At 69.8% G+C, this 21601-nt stretch carries 18 protein-coding genes; 8 read left to right on the forward strand and 10 right to left on the reverse strand.

Translation table 11 applies throughout. The annotated features are described in order from the left end of the window. Nucleotides 1–7 precede the first annotated feature (7 nt). The 3 genes from ACYQPG_RS27770 to ACYQPG_RS27780 all read right to left on the reverse strand — a co-directional run bounded on the left by ACYQPG_RS27770 (nucleotide 8) and on the right by ACYQPG_RS27780 (nucleotide 3033). Nucleotides 8–1183, reverse strand: a complete 1176-nt coding sequence (locus ACYQPG_RS27770) for an HPP family protein (protein ID WP_147909968.1) — start codon at nucleotides 1181–1183, stop codon at nucleotides 8–10. An 80-nt stretch (nucleotides 1184–1263) separates the two neighbouring features. Further along, nucleotides 1264–2514: a formyl-CoA transferase gene (gene frc / locus ACYQPG_RS27775; protein ID WP_147909969.1), complete on the reverse strand. Its 1251-nt coding sequence runs from the start codon at nucleotides 2512–2514 to the stop codon at nucleotides 1264–1266. Between the two features lie 57 nt (nucleotides 2515–2571). Beyond that, complete coding sequence (locus ACYQPG_RS27780; protein WP_461232185.1) at nucleotides 2572–3033, reverse strand: PAS domain-containing protein; 462 nt, start codon at nucleotides 3031–3033, stop codon at nucleotides 2572–2574. Nucleotides 3034–3557: 524 nt separating this feature from the next. Here ACYQPG_RS27780 and ACYQPG_RS27785 point away from each other — a divergent pair. Beyond that, nucleotides 3558–4211 carry an ABC transporter ATP-binding protein gene (locus ACYQPG_RS27785; protein WP_147940952.1) on the forward strand — a complete coding sequence of 218 codons (654 nt, stop codon included), beginning with the start codon at nucleotides 3558–3560 and terminating at the stop codon, nucleotides 4209–4211. A 130-nt stretch (nucleotides 4212–4341) separates the two neighbouring features. Then, nucleotides 4342–5583, forward strand: a complete 1242-nt coding sequence (locus ACYQPG_RS27790) for a capsule biosynthesis protein (RefSeq protein WP_147909970.1) — start codon at nucleotides 4342–4344, stop codon at nucleotides 5581–5583. 42 nt (nucleotides 5584–5625) lie between these two features. Here ACYQPG_RS27790 and ACYQPG_RS27795 read toward each other — a convergent pair whose 3' ends face one another. Then, on the reverse strand, nucleotides 5626–6207 hold the full coding sequence (locus tag ACYQPG_RS27795; protein ID WP_147909971.1) for a hypothetical protein: 582 nt from the start codon (nucleotides 6205–6207) through the stop codon (nucleotides 5626–5628). 227 nt (nucleotides 6208–6434) lie between these two features. On the opposite strand from ACYQPG_RS27795, the gene flhA reads away from it, so the two are divergent. After that, nucleotides 6435–8597, forward strand: coding sequence for a flagellar biosynthesis protein FlhA (gene flhA / locus ACYQPG_RS27800; protein WP_461232187.1), 2163 nt, complete (start codon nucleotides 6435–6437; stop codon nucleotides 8595–8597). A gap of 319 nt (nucleotides 8598–8916) precedes the next feature. Here flhA and ACYQPG_RS27805 read toward each other — a convergent pair whose 3' ends face one another. The 3 genes from ACYQPG_RS27805 to fliI all read right to left on the reverse strand — a co-directional run bounded on the left by ACYQPG_RS27805 (nucleotide 8917) and on the right by fliI (nucleotide 12085). Then, nucleotides 8917–9978 (reverse strand): lysylphosphatidylglycerol synthase domain-containing protein, encoded by a 1062-nt coding sequence (locus tag ACYQPG_RS27805; RefSeq protein ID WP_147909973.1) that lies wholly within the window; start codon nucleotides 9976–9978, stop codon nucleotides 8917–8919. A gap of 197 nt (nucleotides 9979–10175) precedes the next feature. Continuing rightward, entirely contained in the window at nucleotides 10176–10583 is a 408-nt protein-coding gene (gene fliJ / locus ACYQPG_RS27810; RefSeq protein ID WP_007566480.1) for a flagellar export protein FliJ, read from the reverse strand. Nucleotides 10584–10732: 149 nt separating this feature from the next. Beyond that, nucleotides 10733–12085 (reverse strand): flagellar protein export ATPase FliI, encoded by a 1353-nt coding sequence (fliI, locus tag ACYQPG_RS27815; RefSeq protein ID WP_147940954.1) that lies wholly within the window; start codon nucleotides 12083–12085, stop codon nucleotides 10733–10735. A gap of 419 nt (nucleotides 12086–12504) precedes the next feature. On the opposite strand from fliI, the gene ctrA reads away from it, so the two are divergent. Continuing rightward, on the forward strand, nucleotides 12505–13206 hold the full coding sequence (gene ctrA / locus ACYQPG_RS27820; protein WP_147857559.1) for a response regulator transcription factor CtrA: 702 nt from the start codon (nucleotides 12505–12507) through the stop codon (nucleotides 13204–13206). Between the two features lie 72 nt (nucleotides 13207–13278). On the opposite strand, the gene ACYQPG_RS27825 is transcribed toward ctrA, so the two are convergent. Both ACYQPG_RS27825 and cysS read right to left on the reverse strand, forming a co-directional pair. Then, nucleotides 13279–14031, reverse strand: coding sequence for a trypsin-like serine protease (locus ACYQPG_RS27825; RefSeq protein ID WP_461232188.1), 753 nt, complete (start codon nucleotides 14029–14031; stop codon nucleotides 13279–13281). 298 nt (nucleotides 14032–14329) lie between these two features. Beyond that, nucleotides 14330–15715 carry a cysteine--tRNA ligase gene (gene cysS, locus ACYQPG_RS27830; protein ID WP_419830731.1) on the reverse strand — a complete coding sequence of 462 codons (1386 nt, stop codon included), beginning with the start codon at nucleotides 15713–15715 and terminating at the stop codon, nucleotides 14330–14332. Between the two features lie 309 nt (nucleotides 15716–16024). On the opposite strand from cysS, the gene ACYQPG_RS27835 reads away from it, so the two are divergent. Further along, nucleotides 16025–16372 (forward strand): hypothetical protein, encoded by a 348-nt coding sequence (locus tag ACYQPG_RS27835; RefSeq protein ID WP_461232189.1) that lies wholly within the window; start codon nucleotides 16025–16027, stop codon nucleotides 16370–16372. Nucleotides 16373–16394: 22 nt separating this feature from the next. Here ACYQPG_RS27835 and ACYQPG_RS27840 read toward each other — a convergent pair whose 3' ends face one another. Then, nucleotides 16395–16910: a CreA family protein gene (locus tag ACYQPG_RS27840; protein ID WP_187193393.1), complete on the reverse strand. Its 516-nt coding sequence runs from the start codon at nucleotides 16908–16910 to the stop codon at nucleotides 16395–16397. Between the two features lie 157 nt (nucleotides 16911–17067). Between ACYQPG_RS27840 and ACYQPG_RS27845 the strand changes: the two genes are divergently transcribed. The 3 genes from ACYQPG_RS27845 (at nucleotide 17068) to ACYQPG_RS27855 (ending at nucleotide 21597) form a co-directional block, all read left to right on the forward strand. Next, nucleotides 17068–18123 (forward strand): DUF2865 domain-containing protein, encoded by a 1056-nt coding sequence (locus tag ACYQPG_RS27845; protein ID WP_461232190.1) that lies wholly within the window; start codon nucleotides 17068–17070, stop codon nucleotides 18121–18123. Nucleotides 18124–18200: 77 nt separating this feature from the next. Continuing rightward, complete coding sequence (locus ACYQPG_RS27850) at nucleotides 18201–20279, forward strand: OmpA family protein (RefSeq protein ID WP_461232191.1); 2079 nt, start codon at nucleotides 18201–18203, stop codon at nucleotides 20277–20279. A 109-nt stretch (nucleotides 20280–20388) separates the two neighbouring features. Further along, nucleotides 20389–21597, forward strand: a complete 1209-nt coding sequence (locus tag ACYQPG_RS27855) for an MFS transporter (RefSeq protein WP_147910621.1) — start codon at nucleotides 20389–20391, stop codon at nucleotides 21595–21597. Nucleotides 21598–21601 lie beyond the last annotated feature (4 nt).

Genomic DNA, 21601 nt, shown 5'->3' on the forward strand with positions numbered 1-21601 from the left:
GGGCGGGTCAGGCCGGGACGGCGTCCACGGGCCTGCTGGCCCGGGCCGGATCGCCGGCCCCGGCATCGGCCATGAGCGCCGGGATCAGGTCCGTCTGCGACACGATCCCGACGAGCCGGCCATCCGGATCGACCACCGGCAGATGGTGCAGGGCCGCCTCCGCCATCCGCAGCACCAGATCGGTGAGCGGCGTGTCCGGCGTCACGGGCTCGACCGCGGTCATGATGTCGGCGGCGCAGCCATGGGGGGCGCGCCCGCGCTCCACGGTCAGCCGCAGACGGCGGCCGAGGCCGAGCCGCGGGCCGCTCCGGTCCCAGGCGGCCTTGTCGAGCAGGTCGGTCTGCGTGACGATCCCCAGTACCCGGGCGCGCTCGTCCGTGACCGGCAGGGCCTTGATCCGGTGGCGGCGCAGCAGCCGCAAGGCCTCCGCCAGGGAATCGTGGGGCGCGAGCCCGATCACGTCCCGGGACATGATGGCCGCGCAGGTGGTCTGCCCCGGGCGGCGCCCGTAGACGCGCATCTGCACCCGCCGCAGGATCTGCTCCAGGTCACTGCGGTCGACGTCGAGCAGCTGGTCGAAATCCTCCAGCGCCGCATCGAGGTCCGAGGCCAGGAAGCCGAGGCGGGAGGATGGGGCCGGGTCGTCGGTGCGCGGGCCGGCCGGGCGCAGGTGGGGATAGGCGCGGCCGGTGAGATTGTTGAACAGCAGGGCCGTGGCCAGCAGCAGCAGCGAGTTGACCGCCACCGGCCAGAGCACGAAGCCGTAGCCGAGCTCCCGGATCGCCGGGCCGCCCAGCACCGCCGTGAGGGCGACGGCGCCGCTCGGCGGGTGCAGGCAGCGCAGGGCCATCATCAGGGCGATCGCCAGCCCGATGGCGACGGACGCAGCCACGAACGGGTCCGGCACCCACAAAGCCGCCGTGACGCCGACCAGGGCAGCCACGAAATTTCCACCGAGGATCGACCAGGGCTGTGCCAGTGGGCTCGCCGGCACCGCGAAGAGCAGGACCGCCGAGGCGCCCATCGGGGCGATCAGCACGGGGGCGGCCGCGGGCCCGATCGCGGCGCGGCAGACCAGGCCGGTGGCCAGGATCCCGAGCAGGGCGCCGGCGGCCGAGCGCAACCGCTCGCGCTGGCTGACGGGGGTCAGCTCCGGAAGGAGGCGGCTGAGCAAGGATCGCATCGGGTCCGGATCTCGCACACGAGACGGGACGGCGCAGGGTGCGCCGTCCCGCTTCAGGATTAGAGGTCGGGAGCCGCTTATCAGACCGCGCGGGCCTCGTGCATCGCCTGGATCTGCGTGGCGCTGTAGCCGAGGCCCGTGAGCACCTCGTCGGTGTGCTCGCCGAGCAGTGGCGAGGCCTTCACCTCGACGGTCATGTCGGAGAACTTGATCGGGCTTCCGACGGTCAGGTACGAGCCGAGCTTGGGATGCGGCACCTCGACCACGGTGCCGCTCGCGCGCAGCGACTTGTCCTCGGCGATCTCCTTCATCGACAGCACCGGCGCGCAGGGGATGTCGTAGGTGCGCAGGATGTCCACCGCCTCGAACTTGGTCTTGTCGGCCAGCCATTCCTCGATGGTCTTGAAGATATCGAAGATCTTGTCCTGCCGGGCCCGCGGGGTGTTGTAGGCGGCGTCGGTGATCCACTCCTCCCGGCCGAGCACCTTGCAGATCGGCGCCCAGGCATGGCCCTGGATCGTGAAGTAGATGTAGGCGTTCGGGTCGGTCTCCCAGCCCTTGCACTTGAGCACCCAGCCGGGCTGGCCGCCGCCGCCGGCGTTGCCGCCGCGCGGGACCACGTCCGAGAACTCCCCGTGCGGGTATTGCGGGTATTCCTCGAGGTAGCCCAGCGCGTCGAGGCGCTGCTGGTCGCGCAGCTTCACCCGGCAGAGGTTGATGACCGAATCCTGCATCGACACGGCGACCTTCTGGCCGGTGCCGGTCTTGTTCTTCTGGTGGAGCGCCGTGAGGATGCCGATCGCGAGGTGCATGCCGGTGTTGGAATCACCGAGCGCTGCGGCGCTGACGGTGGGCGGCCCGTCCCAGAAGCCGGTGGTCGAGGCGGCGCCGCCGGCGCATTGGGCGACGTTCTCGTAGACCTTCAGGTCCTCGTAATGGTGCCCGTCGGAGAAGCCCTTCACGGAGGCCAGGATCATCCCGGGATTGAGCTCCTGGATGCGGGCCCAGGAGAAGCCCATCCGGTCGAGCGCTCCGGGACCGAAATTCTCGACCATCACGTCGGAATCCTGGATCAGCTTCTCCAGGACTTCCTTGCCGGCCTGGGTCTTGGTGTCGAGCGTCAGCGAGCGCTTGTTGGAGTTCAGCATCGTGAAGTAGAGCGCGTCGGCATCCTCGACGTGCCTCAGCTGCGTGCGGGTCACGTCGCCGGAGCCCGGCCGCTCCACCTTGATCACGTCCGCGCCGAACCACGCCAGCAGCTGCGTGCAGGCGGGACCGGCCTGGACGTGGGTGAAGTCGATGATCTTGATCCCATCCAACGGCTTGCTCATCTGGCGTTCTCCCATGCACGGTGAGGTTTGCGGTCTTCGGACGGTCCCGTTTGGTATTCAGGATCCGTTCGGAAGGGCTTCGAGTTCGGCCACCCGCTGGCGCAGGCGCTTCTCCTCGGCCCAGCGCTCGGTCTCGTCGCGGATCACCGCAACGATCCCGGTCACCTGGTCCGACGCATCCCGGATCATCCCGACCGTGAAGGCGATGGAGAGCTGGTGGCCGTCCTTATGGATTGCCGGCACCCGGAGGGTCTCCGCTCCGTAGCGGGTGATTCCGGTCCGCATCGTCTTGGCGTAGCCGTCCCAGTGACGGCGCCGGTGCCGCTCGGGCGTGATCAGGTCGAGAGTCTGCCCCAGGGCGTCCGCGGCGGTGAAGCCGAAGATCCGTTCGGCGGCGGGGTTCCAGACCGTGATCGCGCCCTCCGGATCCGCCACCACCACGGCATCGCCGATGGCCGCAACGAAGCCCGCGAGATCGTCCGCGGGCGGACGGTCGAGCACGGTCTCAGCGCCGGCCATGGACAGTCCGACCCCTGCGCTGCCGATGTTCGACGGTCGAGATGCTGTATTGGTCGGAACGAACGAAGCTCGGGTCCGGCATTGCGGTCTCCCTGCGGATACGGCGCTAAAGTTCCGGATGGTCCGGAGCCCCTAGCCGCGTCTCGCTGTGCGTCTTGGCATCTGGTATGCCAGATACCGAGTAACGTCAACCGCAAGGGTTCAAATTGGCATTTTGTTGCAGATCAATCGTATCACCCGCTGGGAGCACGGTGGCGTGCAACGGAGGGCCGATCCGCCCGCGTCGTCATCCCGAGGGAAGCCGGGCGCCCCGGCGATCAGCCCAGCCTTGAAACCCGTGGGCTGTCCCAGGTCGCCATGCTGCGCTCGGGATCACGGTGAAGCCGGGGCCCTCATCCGGCTCCCCTACGGGCGCGGTCGGCCCGGCGCCCGGTCTTCTCAGATTCGCCGCTTTCCGGGGGCAGGAGCCGGTCAGCCAGACAGCACGGGCCGGCGTTTCGGCAACCCGCCCTGGAGACCACTCGGTGATCCGTTTCGAGAAAGTCAGCAAGGTCTACCGCACCGACGGCCACAAGCGGACGATTCTGGAGCAGGTGTCGTTCACCCTGAAGCCCGGCATCTCCTACGGCATCCTCGGCATCAACGGCGCCGGCAAGTCGACCACGATGCGGCTGATCGCCGGGACCGAGGATCCGACCCGCGGAAAGATCCATCGCGGCCTGCGGATCTCGTGGCCGCTGGGTTTCGCCGGCGGCTTCCATCCCAAGATGACCGGCCGCGACAACGTCATGTTCGTCGCCCGGATCTACGGCGAGGATCCGCGCCGGGTGCTCGACTTCGTCGAGGATTTCTCGGAGCTCGGCAGCTACCTCGACGTGCCGATCTACACCTACTCGTCCGGCATGGGTGCCCGGCTCGCCTTCGGCATGAGCATGGCGATTCCGTTCGACTGCTACCTGATCGACGAGATCACCTCGGTCGGCGACGCGCGCTTCTCCAAGCGCTGCGACGAGGTGTTCTCGCAGCGGCGCAAGAACGCCGACATCATCATGGTCTCGCACTCGATGGAGACGATCCGCCAATGGTGCACGCAGGGCCTCGTCCTGCTCAACGGGCGGGCGATCATCTACGAGGACGTCAACGACGCCATCGAGGTCTATCGGCGCCTCAACGCGTGATCGACCCGACCGGGGAAGACATGCTTTTGCCGCCTCTTCATGAGAGAGGCGTGCGACACGAGCGTTTCGGCGCGGTCGAGGGCCCGGCGACGGGCGGACCGTGGGGGCCGTGGAGGCCAGGGATCACGTCATGAACATGGAGATCCGGAAAGCCGAGGGGCAGCCGGTCACCACTGCGGACCGGCAGCAGGCGATCACCGAATCGTTGCGCCAGATCGCCCGCATGTCGCGGTTCGTGGACCGCAAGAAGGGCATCCGGTCCTACCAGAGCCACGTCAAGAACGACCCCTGGATCCCGATCCTGTTCGTGGTCTGCTTCGTGCTGCCGGCCCTGGCCGGAGCGCTGTATTTCGGCCTGATCGCCTCGGATCGCTACGTGAGCGAGGCGCGGTTCGCGATCCGCCCGGCGCTCGGCACGGCCGACAAGGCGACGCCGGATTCGGTCGGCACCTCGTCGGGCGTCTCGAATCAGATGGTCGCCCAGGACACGCTGATCACCTACGAGTACATCCTCAGCCGGCCGATGCTGGAGATCATCGAGTCGAAGCTGCCGATCCGCGAGTGGTTCAGCCGCGACAGCATCGACTACTTCTCCCGCTTCGATCCCGATAAGCCGATCGAGAAGTTCCTCCGCTACTGGAAGCGCCGGGTCGGCATCGAAGTCGAATCCGGATCCGGCATCATGTCGCTCCAGGTCGAGGCCTTCGACCCGAGCGAGTCCCTCGCCATCGCCCAGGCGGTGATGAAGGAGGCCGAGCGGATGGTGAACGACCTCAGCGTCAAGTCCCGCGAGGACGCCGTCGCGGAGAGCACGCGCGAGTTGAAGCTCGCCGAGGAACGCATGACCAAGATCCGCCTGGCGATGCGCGACCTGCGCAATCGCGAAGGCGTGCTGGACGCGCAGAAGTCCAACGAGGCCAACCTCAAGGTCGTGTCCGAGCTGCGGGCGGCCCGCATCAACCTGGCGGTCCAGCTCGCCATCGGCCAGCGCGACCTCGGCCCGGAATCGCGCCGGATCATCGACATCAAGCAGCAGATCAAGGATCTCGACGAGAACATCGCCAAGATCGAGCGGCAATCGGCCAGCCAGGACCCTGAGCAGAAGCGCCTTCTGTCGGACGCGCTGACCCGGTTCGAGGGGCTCGAGAACGACCGCAAGAACGCCGAGAAGTACTACCAGCAGGTGCTGACCGCCCACGAGCGGGCCCGCATCGTCGCCGCCAGGCAGATCGAGTTCTTCAGCCCGATCGTCGAGCCGGTGAAGGCGCAATCCTCGGTCGAGCCGCGGCGGATGTTGATGATCAGCCTCGTCACCGCGGGCGCCGCCGTCCTGTTCGCGGCCTCGATGTTCGCCCGCAAGATGATGGCCTGAGGACGGGCGCCCGGTTCGGCATGGATCGGGCGCGTCGCGCGCTCAGGCGCCCGAGGCGGCCTTGGCGGACGCGTCGCCGGTCCAACCTTGGGCCCGCCAGCCTTCGGCGCGCTCGTCGAGGTCGATCGAGCCGCCGCGGTCGAGGATCGCCATCACCCGGTCGGCCTGGTGATCTTCGGCCTGCACCGTCACGAGGGTTCCGCCGCGGCGCACGCCTTCGGCATAGGTCTGGGCCTCGTCCTCGCTGAGGCCGGCGCCCGTGAGCCCACCGATCAGCCCGCCGGCGGCGGCGCCGACCCCGGCTCCCGCGGCGGCCGCCACCAGCCAGCCCGCTGCGACCACCGGCCCGAGGCCGGGGATCGCCAGCAGCCCGAGCCCCGCCAGCAGCCCGGCGCCCCCGCCCAGGACCGTCCCGACGGTGGCGCCGGTCCCGGCCGCATCCACCGGGTCGACCACGTCGAGCTGGGGTTCGCCGAAGGGCTCGTCCCGGGGCACGGCCGGCTCGGCGCGGTTTGCCAGGATGCTGATGGCGCTATGCGGGATCCCCGCAGCCTCGAGCTGTTCGACCACGGTGGTGGCGGTATCGTACTCGTCGAACAGGGCGGTGAGGACGCGGGCGGCCATGGACGTTCTCTCGATCGGCGGGCTGCCGCCCGGTTTCGTGACGCGGCAGCGGGCATCCCACCCGACCGCCGGGACGATCTGATCGCCCCCCGATCAAGTGGCGAACGCAGTGCGGGTTCCCGCCTGGGCCTGGGGGTTTCTTAACGGCGCGCTAACCATCCGCTCGGCAGATCTTGCCGGGTGCGCTCCCGGGATTCCCCGCGGGCACGCGGGATGGATCGAGCACGATGGCGGAGTCGGCGAGCGCGCCGGTCAAGGGCGGGTCTTTCGGCGGGGCTGCATCGTCGGTCCTGAGCCAACTCGCGCTGCCCACCCGCGGCGACCTCCACGCGCTGTCCAAGCGCTCGGACCTCATGTTCGCCACCGGCGTCATGGGCATCCTGGCGGTGCTGATCTTCCCGTTGCCGGCGGTGCTGCTGGACCTGCTGCTGGCGGTCTCGATCATCACCTCCGTGCTGATCATGATGACCGGCCTGTCGATCGACAACCCGCTGGAATTCACCGTCTTCCCGACGCTGCTGCTGATCGCCACGATGCTGCGGCTGGCGCTGAACCTCGCCTCGACCCGCCTGATCCTGGGCCACGGCCACGAAGGGACGGCGGCGGCCGGCCACGTCATCGAGGCGTTCGGCAACTTCGTGATGGGCGGCAACTTCGTCATCGGGATCATCGTGTTCGCGATCCTGATCATCGTGAACTTCGTGGTCATCACGAAGGGCTCGGGGCGCATCGCCGAGGTCGCGGCGCGCTTCACCCTCGACGCGATGCCCGGCAAGCAGATGGCGATCGACGCCGACCTCTCGGCCGGCCTGATCGACGAGAAGGTGGCCAAGGCCCGCCGCTCCGCCCTCGAAGAGGAATCGTCGTTCTTCGGTGCCATGGACGGCGCCTCGAAATTCGTGCGCGGCGACGCGGTGGCGGCCCTGCTGATCACGTTCATCAACGTGGTCGGCGGCATCGTCATCGGCGTGGCGCAGCAGGGTATGAGCTTCGGCGACGCAGCCAAGAGCTACACCCTGCTCACCATCGGCGACGGGCTGGCCAGCCAGGTCCCGGCCCTGATCGTCTCGACCGCGGCCGGCATCCTGGTGTCGAAGGCGGGCGTGAAAGGGTCGGCCGACAAGGCGCTGGGCAAGCAGCTCGCACATTACCCCAAGGCGCTGGGCATGTCGGCGGCCGTCATGTTCCTGATCGCGCTCCTGCCCGGCATGCCGATGCTGCCGTTCCTGCTGCTCGGCGGCGGGGCGGGCTACGCCGCGTGGCGCACCAACAAGACGGCCAACGAGGCCCCGCCGCTCGACGCGGAGGGCGTCCCGATGGACGCCAAGGCCGTCGCGGCCGCGGCCACTGCCAAGGAGGAGACCGTCACCGACCTCCTGAAGCTCGACGACCTGAAGCTCGAGATGGGCTACGCGCTGCTCGCCCTGGTCAACGGCGAAGGCCAGGACCGGCTCACGGATCAGATCAAGGCCCTGCGCCGCCAGCTCGCGGCGGAACTCGGCTTCGTGATGCCCTCGGTCCGCATCCTCGACAACGTCCAGCTCGATGCCAACTCCTACGTGGTGCGGGTCAAGGAGATCGAGGCCGGCACCGGCCGGATCTTCCCGGGCCAGTTCATGGCCATGGACCCGATGGGCGGCCAGGTTCAGCTGCCCGGCCAGCACATGCTGGAGCCCACCTTCGGCCTGCCGGCGACCTGGATCGACGCGTCCCTGCGCGATCAGGCGCAGCTCAAGGGCTACACGGTGGTGGACGCCGCCACCGTGGTCTCGACCCACCTCACCGAGTTGATCAAGGCGCACGTCTCCGAGCTGCTCAACCACGTCGAGGTCTCGAAGCTGCTGCGCGAGCTGCCGAAAGAGCACGCCGAGCTGCTCAAGGAGATCATGCCCTCGCAGATCTCGACCACCGGCGTGCAGCGGGTGCTGCAGTTCCTGCTCTCCGAGCGCGTGTCGATCCGCGACCTCGGGGCGATCGTGGAGGGCATCGCGGAGGTGGCCGGCGCGGTGAAGAACCCGCGCGACGTGGTCGAACATGTCCGCGCCCGGCTCGGCCGGCAGATCTGCGCCCAGTACCAGGACCAGAACAGCACCCTGCCGATCATCACCCTGTCGCCCGCCTGGGAGCAGGCCTTCATGGAATCGATCGTGGGCGAGCGCGAGGAGCGCTACCTGGCGATGCAGCCCTCGAAGCTCAGCGAGTTCGTCACCGCGGTCCGCGACCGCTTCGAGGCCGCGGCCCGCCAGGGCGAGATGCCGGTGCTGGTGACCTCGGCGCAATCCCGGCCGTTCGTGCGCTCGATCATCGAGCGCTTCCGCCGGGAGACCCCGGTGATGAGCCAGGCCGAGATCCACCCGCGGGCGCGGCTGCGCACCGTGGGCTCGATCTGAGGGGGCGGCGTCGATGGCCTGCTCAAGGCAGGCTCAACGTGCATGACCCGTCGCTCAAGGGGTTTGGAGTTGGGCTAACGACGCGGCGCCCACCTTGTCATCCCGGGGCCGCGAAGCGGAGCCCGGGATCCATAATCGTCGACGGATCAAGACCTTGCACGGCCGGCGCCTCTGGATTCCGGGCTCGCCTCCGGCGCCCCGGAATGACACGGTGGCTTATCCGGCAGGCGTCGCCGCATTGGCTCGGGACATCACCCGAGCCCCCGCGAAACGTCCACGGCAGACGTCCTGCCGCGCCAGCCCAACCAGCTTCTCCGCCTCAGACCGCCTTCTGCTTCAGCTCGCGCTCCAGCTCGTGCGCGTCGAGCCCGGGCACGACCACTGGGGGCTCCGGCACGGTCGAAGGCACCGCGGTCGGCGAGCCGATGGCGGCGGCGAGGCGGGAGCGCTCGAAGAGCACCACGACGATCACCGAGATCAGCGCCGGGATCCAGAAGTAGAAGATCCGGAAGATGATCACCGCCGCGATGATCGCGTCCTTCTGGGCGTCGTCGGTGATGTGCATCGCGGTGATGAACACGATCTCGAACACGCCGAGGCCGCCGGGGGCATGCGAGGCGAGCGCCACCGAGAACGAGGCCAGGAAGATCGCGAGCACCGGGATGAAGCCGGGGTTCATCGCATCCGGCAGCGCGAAGTAGATGATGCCGGCCGCGCCCAGAAGCTCCAGCGGTGCCGCCAGCAGCTGGCGGGCCATGATGCCGGGCCGGGGATATTCCAGTTTGAACGAGCGGATGTGCAGCGGCCGCATGTGCAGGATCGAGCCGAGCACGTACAGGGCCACGAAGCCCAGCATGCCGAAGCCGACCACCAGGGCGGTCTTGGGGTCGGTGAGGAAGCCGGGGAGCCGGCCCTCGAGGCGCGTCAGCAGGTGAGGATCCACCACCAGGGTGAAGCCGCCGAGCAGGATCGTGCCGAGGAAGAAGGTGAAGGAGCACAGGGCCACCAGCACGGCGACCTGCGCGGCCGAGAGGCCCTTGGCTGTGTAGGCCCGGTAGCGCACCAGGGCGCCGGAAAACACCGAGGCGCCGATGTTATGCGAGAGCGCGTAGGTGGTGAAGGAGCAGAGGGACACGAACAACCACGAGATGTGGTTGACGCCGAGGTGCAGCAACGCGATCCGGTCGTACCAGGCGAGCGCGGCGTAAGCCACGAGGGTCGAGAGCGCTGCGAGCAGGATCCGGTGCGGCGGGATCGCCAGGATTGCGGACCAGATCGCCGCCAGCGACGTCGTCTTCAACTCTTGATAGAGGAAGTAGCCCGATATCACGACCGCTGCGAGGCCGATCAACGGCCAGATGAAATCGCTGAGCTTCTTCATGTACACCGACGCCCCGGGGAGAGCCCCTGATGCGCCGCCATGCAACGCGCCGCAAGCGGATCGAGGCCATCCCGATTTCCCTTGTCAGGTGATCGTGACGGTTTCGTGCCGCGTTGCCGGCACATCACACGCGGACCCTGCGGTCGAGCCGCCGAAGAGGATGCAACGCGTGGGTGCGCGAGCAGCCGGCGAGCGCGTCAGCCCCGGGCGCGGTTGAGCCCGATCCCGTCCATGGCGGCCTGGTCCCGGATCGCCTCCGCGGCGCGCTCGGCAGTCCGCTCGCGGTCGTTCAGGATCTCGACCTTCTTGAGTTCCTCGAACGCCTCTCCGAGCTCGGCCTTGGCCTCGGCCAGCTGGCCTTCGAGCGCCTGAGCGGACTGGCGCATGTTGTCCCGGCGGCCGGCGGCGGCGCGGGCGTAGGTCGGGTAGGCGAAATGCCCGACATCGGTGATGCCGGCGCGCGCTTCCTCGACGGCGACCTCGCGGTCGAGTTCCACCGCCATGCGCTGGAAGTCCGCCATCATCATCTCGATCTGGGTCACACGCCGGCGCTTCTCGTCAACTTGGAAGCGGCGCAGCCGGATCAGCGTGTCACGCGATTTCATTGGGACGCTCACTCCACGCAACGCTCAGGGCCGCGCCAAGGACCATGCCCGGCCCGTGCCCCAAACAGGATCGCGAACGCGAACCTGCTCAGACCCTAGTTCCGCATCATCGAATACACCCAAGCGGTTACCGCTTCGCTGCATGATGCCTAGGCTATGCCGACGATCTGGCTAAGCCGTGCGTAACCATCGCCGATGGACGTTGCTTCTTCCTTACCCTGCCCCAGAAAAGCCTCAAGCTGAGGCATGAGCGCCACGGCCTCGTCGACCTCCTGGGACGAGCCCGCCCGGTAGGCGCCCAGGCGGATCAGCTCCTCCATGTCGGCGTAGGTGGAGAGCACCCGACGGGCCCGGCGCACCACCGGCAGGTAGGCCGGATCGCAGGAACGCGGCATGGTGCGGGAGACCGAGCGCAGCACGTTGATCGCCGGATAGCGCCCGCGCTCGGCGATGGCCCGTTCCATGACGATGTGCCCGTCCAGGATGCCGCGGACCGCATCCGCCACCGGCTCGTTGTGGTCGTCGCCCTCGACGAGCACGGTGAACAGCGCCGAGATCGTGCCGAGGCCGACCCCGGGTCCCGCACGCTCCAGCAGGCGCGGCAGCTCGGAGAAGACGGTCGGGGTGTAGCCCTTGGCCGTGGGCGGCTCGCCCGCCGCGAGGCCGATGTCGCGCTGGGCCATGGCGAAGCGGGTGATCGAATCGATCATGCACAGCACCTTCGCGCCCTGGTCGCGGAAGTGCTCGGCCACCGAGAGGGTCACGTAGGCGGCGTTGCGGCGCATGAGCGCCGGCTCGTCGGAGGTCGCCACCACCACCACCGAGCGGGCGAGGCCGGCGGCGCCGAGATCGTCCTGCAGGAACTCCTGCACCTCGCGGCCGCGCTCGCCCACGAGGCCGATCACCGCCACGTCGGCGGCGGTGTAGCGGGCGAGCATCGACAGCAGCACCGACTTGCCGACGCCGGAGCCGGCGAAGATGCCCATCCGCTGGCCGGCGCACATGGTCAGGAAGGTGTTGATGCACCGGACCCCGAGATCCAGCGGGCCGCCGACCCGGGTGCGGGCATGGGCGGGGGGCGGGTCGGCGCGCAGGGAGTAGACATCCGGCCCCTGCGGCAGGGGTCCGAGCCCGTCCACGGGTCGGCCGAGGGCGTCGACCACCCGGCCGAGCCAGGCGCCGCAGGGCCGGATGGCTCCGGCCGATTCGTCGCGCACGTAGGCGGGGCAGCCCCGGCGGACGCCCTCCAGGGACCCGAACGGCATCGCCAGCGCGCGGTCACCCTGGAAACCGATGATCTCGCACGGCACCAGCCCGAGGCCGTTGGCGCCCTCCACGTCGATCCGGCCGCCGAGCCGCATGGCCGCCACCGGGCCGGCGACCTCGACCAGGAGGCCGCGGATCGCCACGACCCGGCCGAACGTCTCCAGCACCTCGACGCGGTCGAGGGCCGCCTGGGCCGCGGCGAGACTGGTAACGGACCTTGCCGGATCCTGTGTCATCGGCGTGGCTCTCAACGCTTCGTTTACCGGCCTCCTTAACACTGCGGTCATCGGGCTCGTAGCGGCTCGGTCCGGGCTCCGGCGCCAGCCGGACTTCACGAAGTCGTGCGTCTGTGGCCGCAGGGTCACAGCCGGGACCGATTCGTTACGGGGGAGACACTTACGTCCAAGCGCGTGGGCGGACCGGTCGCAATCGGAGCGGAATCGCGGCCCCGGGCGGGGGTGGAGGGACCTGGTTCCTCCCGCCAAGCTCGGGGCTCGATGAACGAGACGCTTGCGGGTGGGAATCAGGTTTTGTTAACGATTAATCCATAGCGTTCCACGTCAAGAGCGACGGAGCGCCCGTCCACAGGCCGGTGGCGGGTGTCGGTGGGGACGTGTCTGCGCGCTGATGCGGCCGGCAGGGCTGGGGACCGACGATGCGGGTACTTCTGATCGAGGACGATAGCGCGACAGCGCAGAGCATCGAGTTGATGCTCAAGTCCGAGAACTTCAACACCTATACGACCGACCTTGGCGAAGAAGGCATAGACCTCGGCAAGCTCTACGATTACGACATCATCCTCCTCGACTTGAACCTGCCCGACATGTCGGGCTACGAGGTGCTGCGCAACCTGCGCGTGGCGAAGGTGAAGACGCCGATCCTGATCCTCTCCGGCATGGCCGGGATCGAGGACAAGGTGAAGGGTCTGGGCTTCGGGGCCGACGACTACCTCACCAAGCCGTTCCACAAGGACGAGCTGGTCGCCCGCATCCACGCCATCGTGCGCCGGTCGAAGGGCCACGCCCAGTCGGTGATCACCACCGCCGACCTGATCGTGAACCTCGACCAGAAGACCGTCGAGGTCGGCGGCGCCCGGGTGCACCTCACCGGCAAGGAGTACCAGATGCTGGAACTCCTCTCGCTGCGGAAGGGCACGACGCTCACCAAGGAGATGTTCCTCAACCATCTCTACGGCGGCATGGACGAGCCCGAGCTGAAGATCATCGACGTGTTCATCTGCAAGCTGCGCAAGAAGCTCGCCAACGCCAGCCAGGGCAAGAACTACATCGAGACCGTCTGGGGCCGCGGCTACGTGCTGCGCGAGCCGATGGACGCCGAGGAGCGCATGGCGGTCTGATCCTCCCGGATCACCGCCTCGTTCGAAAAACCCCGTGCGGCTCGGCCGCGCGGGGTTTTCGCTTTTTGGGGCCTACCGGACCCCGGTCGCGGAGAAGACCTGGGCGGCCGGCGCCACCACGACGTAGCCGCCGCACGGCGCGGTCCGGGTGATCACAGCGCTGGCGACACCCCAGACATAGGTCCCGCCGCGATCCTGCGCGACGACCGGGCCGCCGGAATCGCCGAAGCAGATCCGGGCGCCGTTCGCCCGGGCGATGGTCAGGCCGGTGTTGCTGGCCGCGACCGGCGTCAGGGTCGCGGTGCGCAGGCGCCCGACACCCCGCCCGGACAGGCCGGCCCCCGCGATCCGCAGGCTCTTGGGCAGGCGCCGGGGATCGGCCGCGAGCGGCACCGGGCGCCGATCGCGCACCGGCTCGGTCAGGCGCAGGACCGCGAGGTCGAGGGACAGGTCGGCGAGGCTCACGTCGGGCGCCGCGTTCGGCAGCATCTCACCGGGATCGGGGCTGTAGCGGGCCGCGACCCGGGCGCCGTAGACCGGACGCGCCGGCTCGGTGCCGCGGAAGAACACCACGAGGGCGCCGAGCGGATCGCCGTTCACGCAATGCGCCGCGGTGAGCACGAGGTCCGGGGCGATCAGGATCCCGGTGCAGCGCGTGAGCCTCAGCGCCTCCTCGGGCTGGGTGATGGTGCCGATGGCGACGGTGGCCTGCGCCAGCGCATCCCGTCCCGCCGGCGCCCCGCCGTCGATGGCGTCGGCCGGCCCGGCGAGGCCGAGCCCGACCGCCAATGCGAGACCCGCTCCGATAATCCTGAATGCCGTCACGCGCGACCCTTCTGCCCCCAGCCCCACAACCACAGATGCGCGAACACGCAATTGGTGCAAGCGGGCGAGAGGACGCGGCCAAGGTCATCGCGTCACTGGCTTTTTCAGCGACCGATCGCGATGCCTCGAACGGGCCCTGCCGCCAGGATGACCGCCGGCGACGCTTTCAATCGCCCCGTCGTTCCGGGGCGCCGCAGGCGAGCCCCGGATGACGGGGTGAAGGCTTGAACCTCAGGGCGCCTGCCAAACCGCGGAAATCATTCGATGCTCGGACGCGGCTTCCCCAAGGACGCGGCGGTCAGCGCGCCACGGTCCAGGTGCTTGTGCCGTCCTTGTTGTCCTTCACGGACACCCCCATCGCGGCGAGGGCGTCCCGGGCGCGGTCGGAGGCGGGCCAGTCCTTGGCGGCCCGGGCTGCCTTGCGCTGAGCGATGAGCGCCTCGACGGCGGGTACGTCGACCCCGGACGCCGCGACCTGATCGTGCTCGCGGGCGCTGCGGGTGCGGGCGAGCAGACCGAACAGGTGCGCGCCGGCCCGCAGGGCGGCTGCGTCGTCGGTCAGTCCGTGCAGCGCGTTGATCGCCGCCGGGGTGTTGAGGTCGTCGCAGAGCGCCTCGACCACCGTGCCCGGGGCGGTCTCGGCGGCCGGAGCATCCCCGGCCGCGTTGTACCAGCGGTCGAGCACGCGGCTCGATTCCTCGAGCCCGCGCAGGGTCCAGTCGATCGGCTGCCGGTAGTGCGTCCTGAGCATGGTCAGGCGCACGACCTCGCCCGGCCAGTCGTTCAGCACGTCGCGGATGGTGATGAAGTTGCCCAGCGATTTGGACATCTTCTCCCCCTCCACCTGCAGGAAGCCGTTGTGCAGCCAGACATTGGCCATCACGGGCGTCCCGAAGCAGCAGCGGGACTGCGCCACCTCGTTCTCGTGGTGGGGGAAGATCAAGTCGATGCCGCCGGCGTGGATGTCGAAGGTTTTGCCGAGGTGCTTGGCCGACATCGCGGAGCACTCGATGTGCCAGCCGGGCCGACCGGGCTCGGCGATGCCGGCGGGTGACGGCCAGGACGGCTCGCCGGGCTTCGACGGCTTCCACAGCACGAAGTCGAGGGGCGAGCGCTTGTAGGGCGCGACCTCGACCCGGGCGCCGGCCTCCATCTCGTCGAGGGGCCGCTTCGAGAGACGGCCGTACTCGGGCATGGCGGGGACGTCGAACAGCACGTGCCCCTCCGCCACGTAGGCGTGCCCTCCGGCCACCAGCGCGTCGATCATCGTGCGCATCTCGGCGATGTGATCGGTGGCGCGGGGCTCGATGAAGCGGGGCGGCGCGCCCGGAGCGTTCACATCCTCGGGCCCGAGGACGCCGAGGTCGCCGATATCCCGGTGGAACTGCGCGAGCGTGCCATCGGTGAGTTCACGGATGGTGATGCCGCGCTCGGCCGCGCGGGCGTTGATCTTGTCGTCCACGTCCGTGACGTTGCGCGCATAGGTGACGTGGCCCGGCCCGTAGAGGTGGCGCAGCAAGCGGAACAGCAGGTCGAAGACGATGATCGGGCGCGCGTTGCCGATATGGGCCGCGTCGTAGACGGTCGGGCCGCAGGCATACATCCGCACATGGGCGGGATCGATCGGCGCGAACGCCTCCTTGGCACCGCTGAGCGTGTTGTAGAGCCGCAACATCGGCGCCATGAAACTCATCCCCTTCCGGCGCCGCGGCCGAATCCCGGCGCCGCGCCGTCGCCGGAAAACCGGCCCTGCCTTCAACGACCTGCGGGCGCTGCGACGCGAAGAGCGGCCGAACCGTGACGGCTCCGGTACCGCCGCGGCGCTTCGCTGTTGCACTGCGGCGACGGTGCCGCCCGCCCGATGGGGCTAACGCAAAAGCGTGAGGAATTCGAGATGGTCCGCGCAAGCGGCGGGTAAGCCTTCCTTAACCCCGCCGTCGGACCGTCCGGACCAAGCTCCGCAACCTCAAGATCCTGTGCCCAAGGACGATCCATGCGACGCACGGCCGTTGGTACCTTCGTCATCGCTGCCGCCCTGGCCACGGCCGGCCTGGCGCAGAGCGCGTTCGCCGGCAGCGACGGCGAGACGCCCGCCAAGGTGCCGGCCCATGTCGAGAAGACTTTCCTGATCCCGTCGAGCGACGGCTACGGCGTCGGCGATTGCCTGACGACCCCCGGCAGCGAGTGCGGCCAGGTGGTCGCCAACGCGTGGTGCGAAGCGCAGGGCTATGCCGCCGCCAACACGTTCGGGATCGCGGCCGCCGACGAATATACCGGCGCCATCGAGCAGCCGATCTCGACGCCGACCGAGCGCCCGATCCGCATCACCTGCCGGGACTGAACGGCGCCCCGGCGGGCCGTCGTCAGCCTTTAACGAACTCCGAGCATTTCGGCGCGGGCTCCGTGCCCCAGGGCGCCAGCGGCACCGCCGAGGTCGAGTTCTTCGGCGAACCCTGCACGACCTTATCGGAATAAACCATGTAGATCAGCGTGTTGCGCTGGGCATCACAGCCGCGCACGATCTGCATCGACTTGAAGATCAGCGAACGCCGCTCGCTGAACACGACCTCGCCCTGGCTCAGCTTGCCCTTGAAGGCGATCGGCCCGGTCTGGCGGCAGGCCAGCGAGATGTCGGAGACGTCCTCAGCGAGGCCGAGCGTTCCCTTGATGCCGCCCTTCTCCGGCTGCGTGTACCAGCAGGCGACCCCCGACACGGCCGGGTCGTCGATGCCGTAGACCACGAGCTTGTCGTTGGGCGTCAGCGGCCGCCAGACCGTGGATTTGGAGAAGATCCGGTCCGGTTCCTGAGCCGAGGCCGGCCCCGCCGCGGAGAGGCCGAGGGCAACCAACCCAACATAGGTGAGACTCCGAAACCACATCACGGATCAATTCCCTGCCCAAGCTTGCCACCCGGATGTAGGAGGGCTGTCGTCGCCTGACGAGGGGGCGTACAGTCAAGCTGCTTCGGTCCCGAGGCCGGGGCAAACAGCGCCCAACCGAGGGGACCACGGCATTCCCGATCACGCGATGCAGCCGATGCTTGACCGCCCGATCGTCCGTTCGCTCGGCCGCCTCATCTTGAGCGCGGCGCTGGCATGCGGATTGTCCCTCAGCCTCGACACAGCCCGGGCGCAGGATGCGCAGGCCGGTCCACCCGCATTCAGCGAGCCGCGGCCCGGCGCACCGCAGCTGCCGTCGCCCGCCTGCCGGCGCTACCGGGCCGAGCTCGCCTCCGTCCAGACCGGTGCCAGCACGACCCGGGCGCTCAACGACGAGATCGGGCGGCTGGAAGCCTATTTCCGCGGGCTGAACTGCGAGGGCGGCAAGTTCCTGTTCTTCGACACGCGCCCGCCCCAGTGCGGCGCCGTCGAGCAGCGCATCCGCGCGCTCAAGGCCACCTATGGCGGCGCGTTGTTCGACGACAGCGGCGCCCGCAAGCGCGAGCTGCAGGGCCTGGTCGCCGCCAACTGTCCGGCCCGGGAAACCTATGCGGCCAGCGGAGAGAGCTACGCCAAGGGCGGCCCGCAGATGGTCTGCGTGCGCACCTGCGACGGCGGCTTCTTCCCGATGCGCAACCTGCCCGAGGGGCGCGGCGGCGCGGACGAGATGTGCCAGGCGCTCTGCCCCGGCACCGAGGCGCAGGCCTACTCCATGCCGTACGGCGACGAGGCGCTGAAACACGCCGCCTCGGTGAAGGGCAGCCGCGCCTATGCGAGCCTCGCCAACGCGTTCAAGTTCCGCAAGGAATTCGTCCCGAACTGCTCCTGCAAACCTCAGAACCAGACCTGGGCGCAGTCCCTGGTGAAGGCCGAGAGCATGCTGGTGCGGCACAAGGGCGACATCTTCGTCACGCCCATGCAGGCCGAGGCCCTGTCGCGTCCCAAGGTGCGCCTGACCCTGGTCGGCCGGGCCGACCGGACCGCGGCCGAACTCGCCGCCGACGCGGCCGGCCGGGCCGGGGTCGAAATGGGCGCCGGGGCGGCGGGCGGCAAGGCCGCCGCGGCTCAGCCGAGTGTCGCCAAGCCCGACCACGTGGCGGTGCGGATCATCGCCCCGGACATGATCGCGGTGCCCCAGCGCCTCACGCCCTGACGGAGTCTTGAGCGGCCGGGGCGGAACCATACGCCGCGCATCGGGTTCGGGTCGGCTCGATCCGATACGAGGTTCCGATGCGGCTGCTGCGACTGATCCTCCTCACCGGCACGGTGCTCCCAGGCCTGACCCTGACGCAGCCCGCGGGCGCATCCCCGAGCCCGATGCTCCTGGCCCAAGGTGGCCCAGCCGAGCGCGGCCCGGACGAGCGCGGCCCGCGCGGCGGCGGCGAACCGCCTCATGGCGGTCCGCGGCCCGAGCGTCCGCCGCAGGAGCGTCCGGCCCCGCCGCCCGGCCCGCTGCCCGCCGCGCGCGAGCACCCCGAGCCGCGTCCTGAACGCGCTCCACCGCCGCGCGAGCGTCCCGAGCCGCCGGCCCAGCGGCAGCCCCAGGCCGAGCCGCCCCCGCGGGAGCGTGCCCCCGAGCAGCGGCCCGCGCCCCGGCCACCCGCGCAGGAGCGGCAGCCGGATCGCCAGCCTGACGGCCGGGACCGAGTGGCACCCGAGCGTCCGGCGCCGGACCAGCGGCGCGCACCCGATCGCCCCGGGCCGGACCGCGGCAATCCCGACCGGCCGCCCGCGCAGCGCGATCCGTCGCCCGCGCAGAGGGGGGATCCCGAGCGTCCGGTGCAGCCGCAGCGCGGGCCCGATCAGGACCGCCGCACACGGGATCAGGATCGTCCGGCGCCGGACGCGACGGAGCAACCGCAGCGCGGCCCGGATCGCAATCGCCGTGGCCCGGATCAGGACCGCGTCACCCCTGGCGGCGCGCCGGACGCGCCTGCGCAGCGCCACGAGGCCGCTCCCGATCGCGAGGCCCCGCCACAACGTCCTGCCGGGCCCAGCGCGTCACCGCCGCCGCCCAACGCTGCGCCCGGCGTGCCGGGACGTCCGGTCCAGCGCCCGGATGCACAGCCCGGCGCCGAGCCCGGACGCCCTGCGCCACCCAATATGGCGCCCGGCTTACCCGGACGTCCGGTGCAGCGCCTCGATGCCCAGCAGCCCGGTGCCCAGCCGCAGCCCGGCGCGGAGCCGGGGCGCCCGGTGCCGCCCAACATGGCGCCGGGGGTACCCGGCCGTCCCGTGCAGCCCCCCGGACAGGCGCCGGATGCGCCTGTCCCGCCCCCGCCCCCCGGTGCGCAACGGGGCCAGCCGCCCGCTGGCGGTCCGGCGGCGCGCGGCGTGTTCAACGCGCCGGGCCAGCCCGGCTACGTCCCCGGCGGCTTCCGTGCGGACGACGACGTGCGCGACTACGACCAGGTCCGGCGCGACCGGCGGGAATTCAGCGAGGGCGGTCGCACCTATTACCGGGAGCCCGGCCGCATCATCGTCCGCGACCGCGACGGCTACCTGATCCGCCACGACGAGAACGAGCGGTTCCGGGACATCGACCCACGCGGCTTCCGCTCCGAGCGGCGCGGTGCCGACTTCTACAGCTTCATCGACCGGCCGGGCGGCGAGCAGATCGTCACCGTCACGGACGATGACGGGCGGATGCTGCGCCGCTATCGCCGCTTCCGCGACGGCCGCGAGGTGGTGATCATCGACAACAGCTACGCCGGCCCGCCGCGCCCGATCTACGACGACGTGGTCGTGCTGCCGCCCCCCGACATCCGCATCCCCCGCGGCCGCTACGTGGTGGAGTACGAGCAGGCGGACGAGGGTGCGGTCTACGAGGCGCTGACGGCCCCGCCTGTGGTCGCCGTGGACCGGCGCTACACCCTGGACCAGGTCCGCTACAGCCCGGATCTGCGCGCGCGGATGCGCTCGGTCGACATCGACACGATCACCTTCGACACGGCTTCGTTCACGGTGACGCCGGACCAGGCGGCCCGGCTGTCGGTGATCGCCGCGGCGATCAACCGGGCGATCCGCGCCAACCCGCAGGAGGTCTTCTTGATCGAGGGTTACACCGACGCGGTGGGGTCCGACATCGACAACCTGTCCCTGTCGGACCGCCGGGCGCAGTCGGTGGCGACGGTGCTGACCCAGCAGTTCCAGGTTCCGCCGGAGAACCTGACCACACAGGGCTACGGCGAGCAGTACCTGAAGGTGAACACGCAGAACGCGGCCCGGGAGAACCGTCGCGTCACAGTCCGGCGGATCACGCCGCTGCTACAGCAGGGAACGCCGCAGGGCGCGCCACCGCCACGCTGAGCGGACTGACGACACTGACCGCGGCGGGCCAGAGCAATGCGTCCGCCGCGGTTGACGTCATGGCTCATGCGTCCCACCACCGGGCGAAGGTGGCGGCGCGGGACGGTTCATGGAGAGCGACGACGACGGGCGGCTGATCCGGTCGGGTACGCCAGTGTTCCGCCGCACCGCGCTGGCGCTGGCGGCGGCCGGGTTCTCGACCTTCGCGGTGCTCTACGCGGTGCAGCCGCTGCTGCCGATCTTTTCGGATGCGTTCGGCGTCTCGCCGGCCGAGAGCAGCCTCGCCTTGTCGCTGCCCTGCGGGCTGCTGGCGGTGGCGCTTCTGGTGGTGAGCCCGCTCTCGGAGATCTGGGGCCGCAAGCCGGTGATGCTCGCCTCCCTATTCGCCTCCGCAGTGCTGACCATCGTGGCCGCCCTGATCCCGGGCTGGCATGGGTTCCTGATCCTGCGGGCGCTGTCCGGCTTGACCGCGAGCGGCCTGCCCGCGGTGGCGATGGCCTATCTCGCCGAGGAGATGGACACGCAGGCGATCGGCCTGTCGATGGGGCTCCTGGTCGGCGGCAACGCGCTGGGGGGCATGTCCGGCCGGCTGATCAGCGGCGTGATGGCCGACCACATGAACTGGCGGATCGGGCTCGCCACAATCGGCGGCCTGGCCCTCGTCGCGGCGCTGGCTTTCTGGCGCTGGCTGCCGCCGGCCCGCAACTTCGTGCCGCGCCGGATGGCCTGGCGCGACGTGCCGGGCTCCTTCGGCCACCATTTCCGCGATGCCGGGCTGCCGTGGCTGTTCGCAGAGGCGTTCCTGCTGATGGGCGGCTTCGTCTGCATCTACAATTACATCGGCTTCCGCCTGCTCGATCCGCCGTTCTCCCTGAGCCAGACGGTGATCGGCCTGATCTTCTCCGTCTACGTCGCCGGCATGGTCAGCAGCCCGGTCACGGGCGAGCTGGCGAGCCGGTTCGGCCGGCGGCGGGTGCTATGGCTCGCCACCGGGGTCGGGCTGGCCGGGATCCTGATGACGCAGGCGGACAACCTGCTGGTGATCGTCGCCGGGATCGTCGTCGTGACGATCGGCTTCTTCGGCGCGCATTCGGTGGCGAGCAGCTGGGTCGGCCGGCGGGCGCTCCGCGACCGGGCCCAGGCCTCCTCGATCTACCTGTGCCTGTACTACCTGGGGTCGTCGGTGCTCGGCACCGCGGGCGGCTGGTTCTTCGCGCATTCCGGCTGGACCGGCGTGGTGCTGTTCGTGGGCACCCTCTACGGTCTGGCCCTCGCCATCGCGATTCGGCTCTCGCGCCTGGCGCCGCTGCCGAGCTGAGGAA

Source organism: Methylobacterium sp. CM6246 (assembly GCF_054818005.1).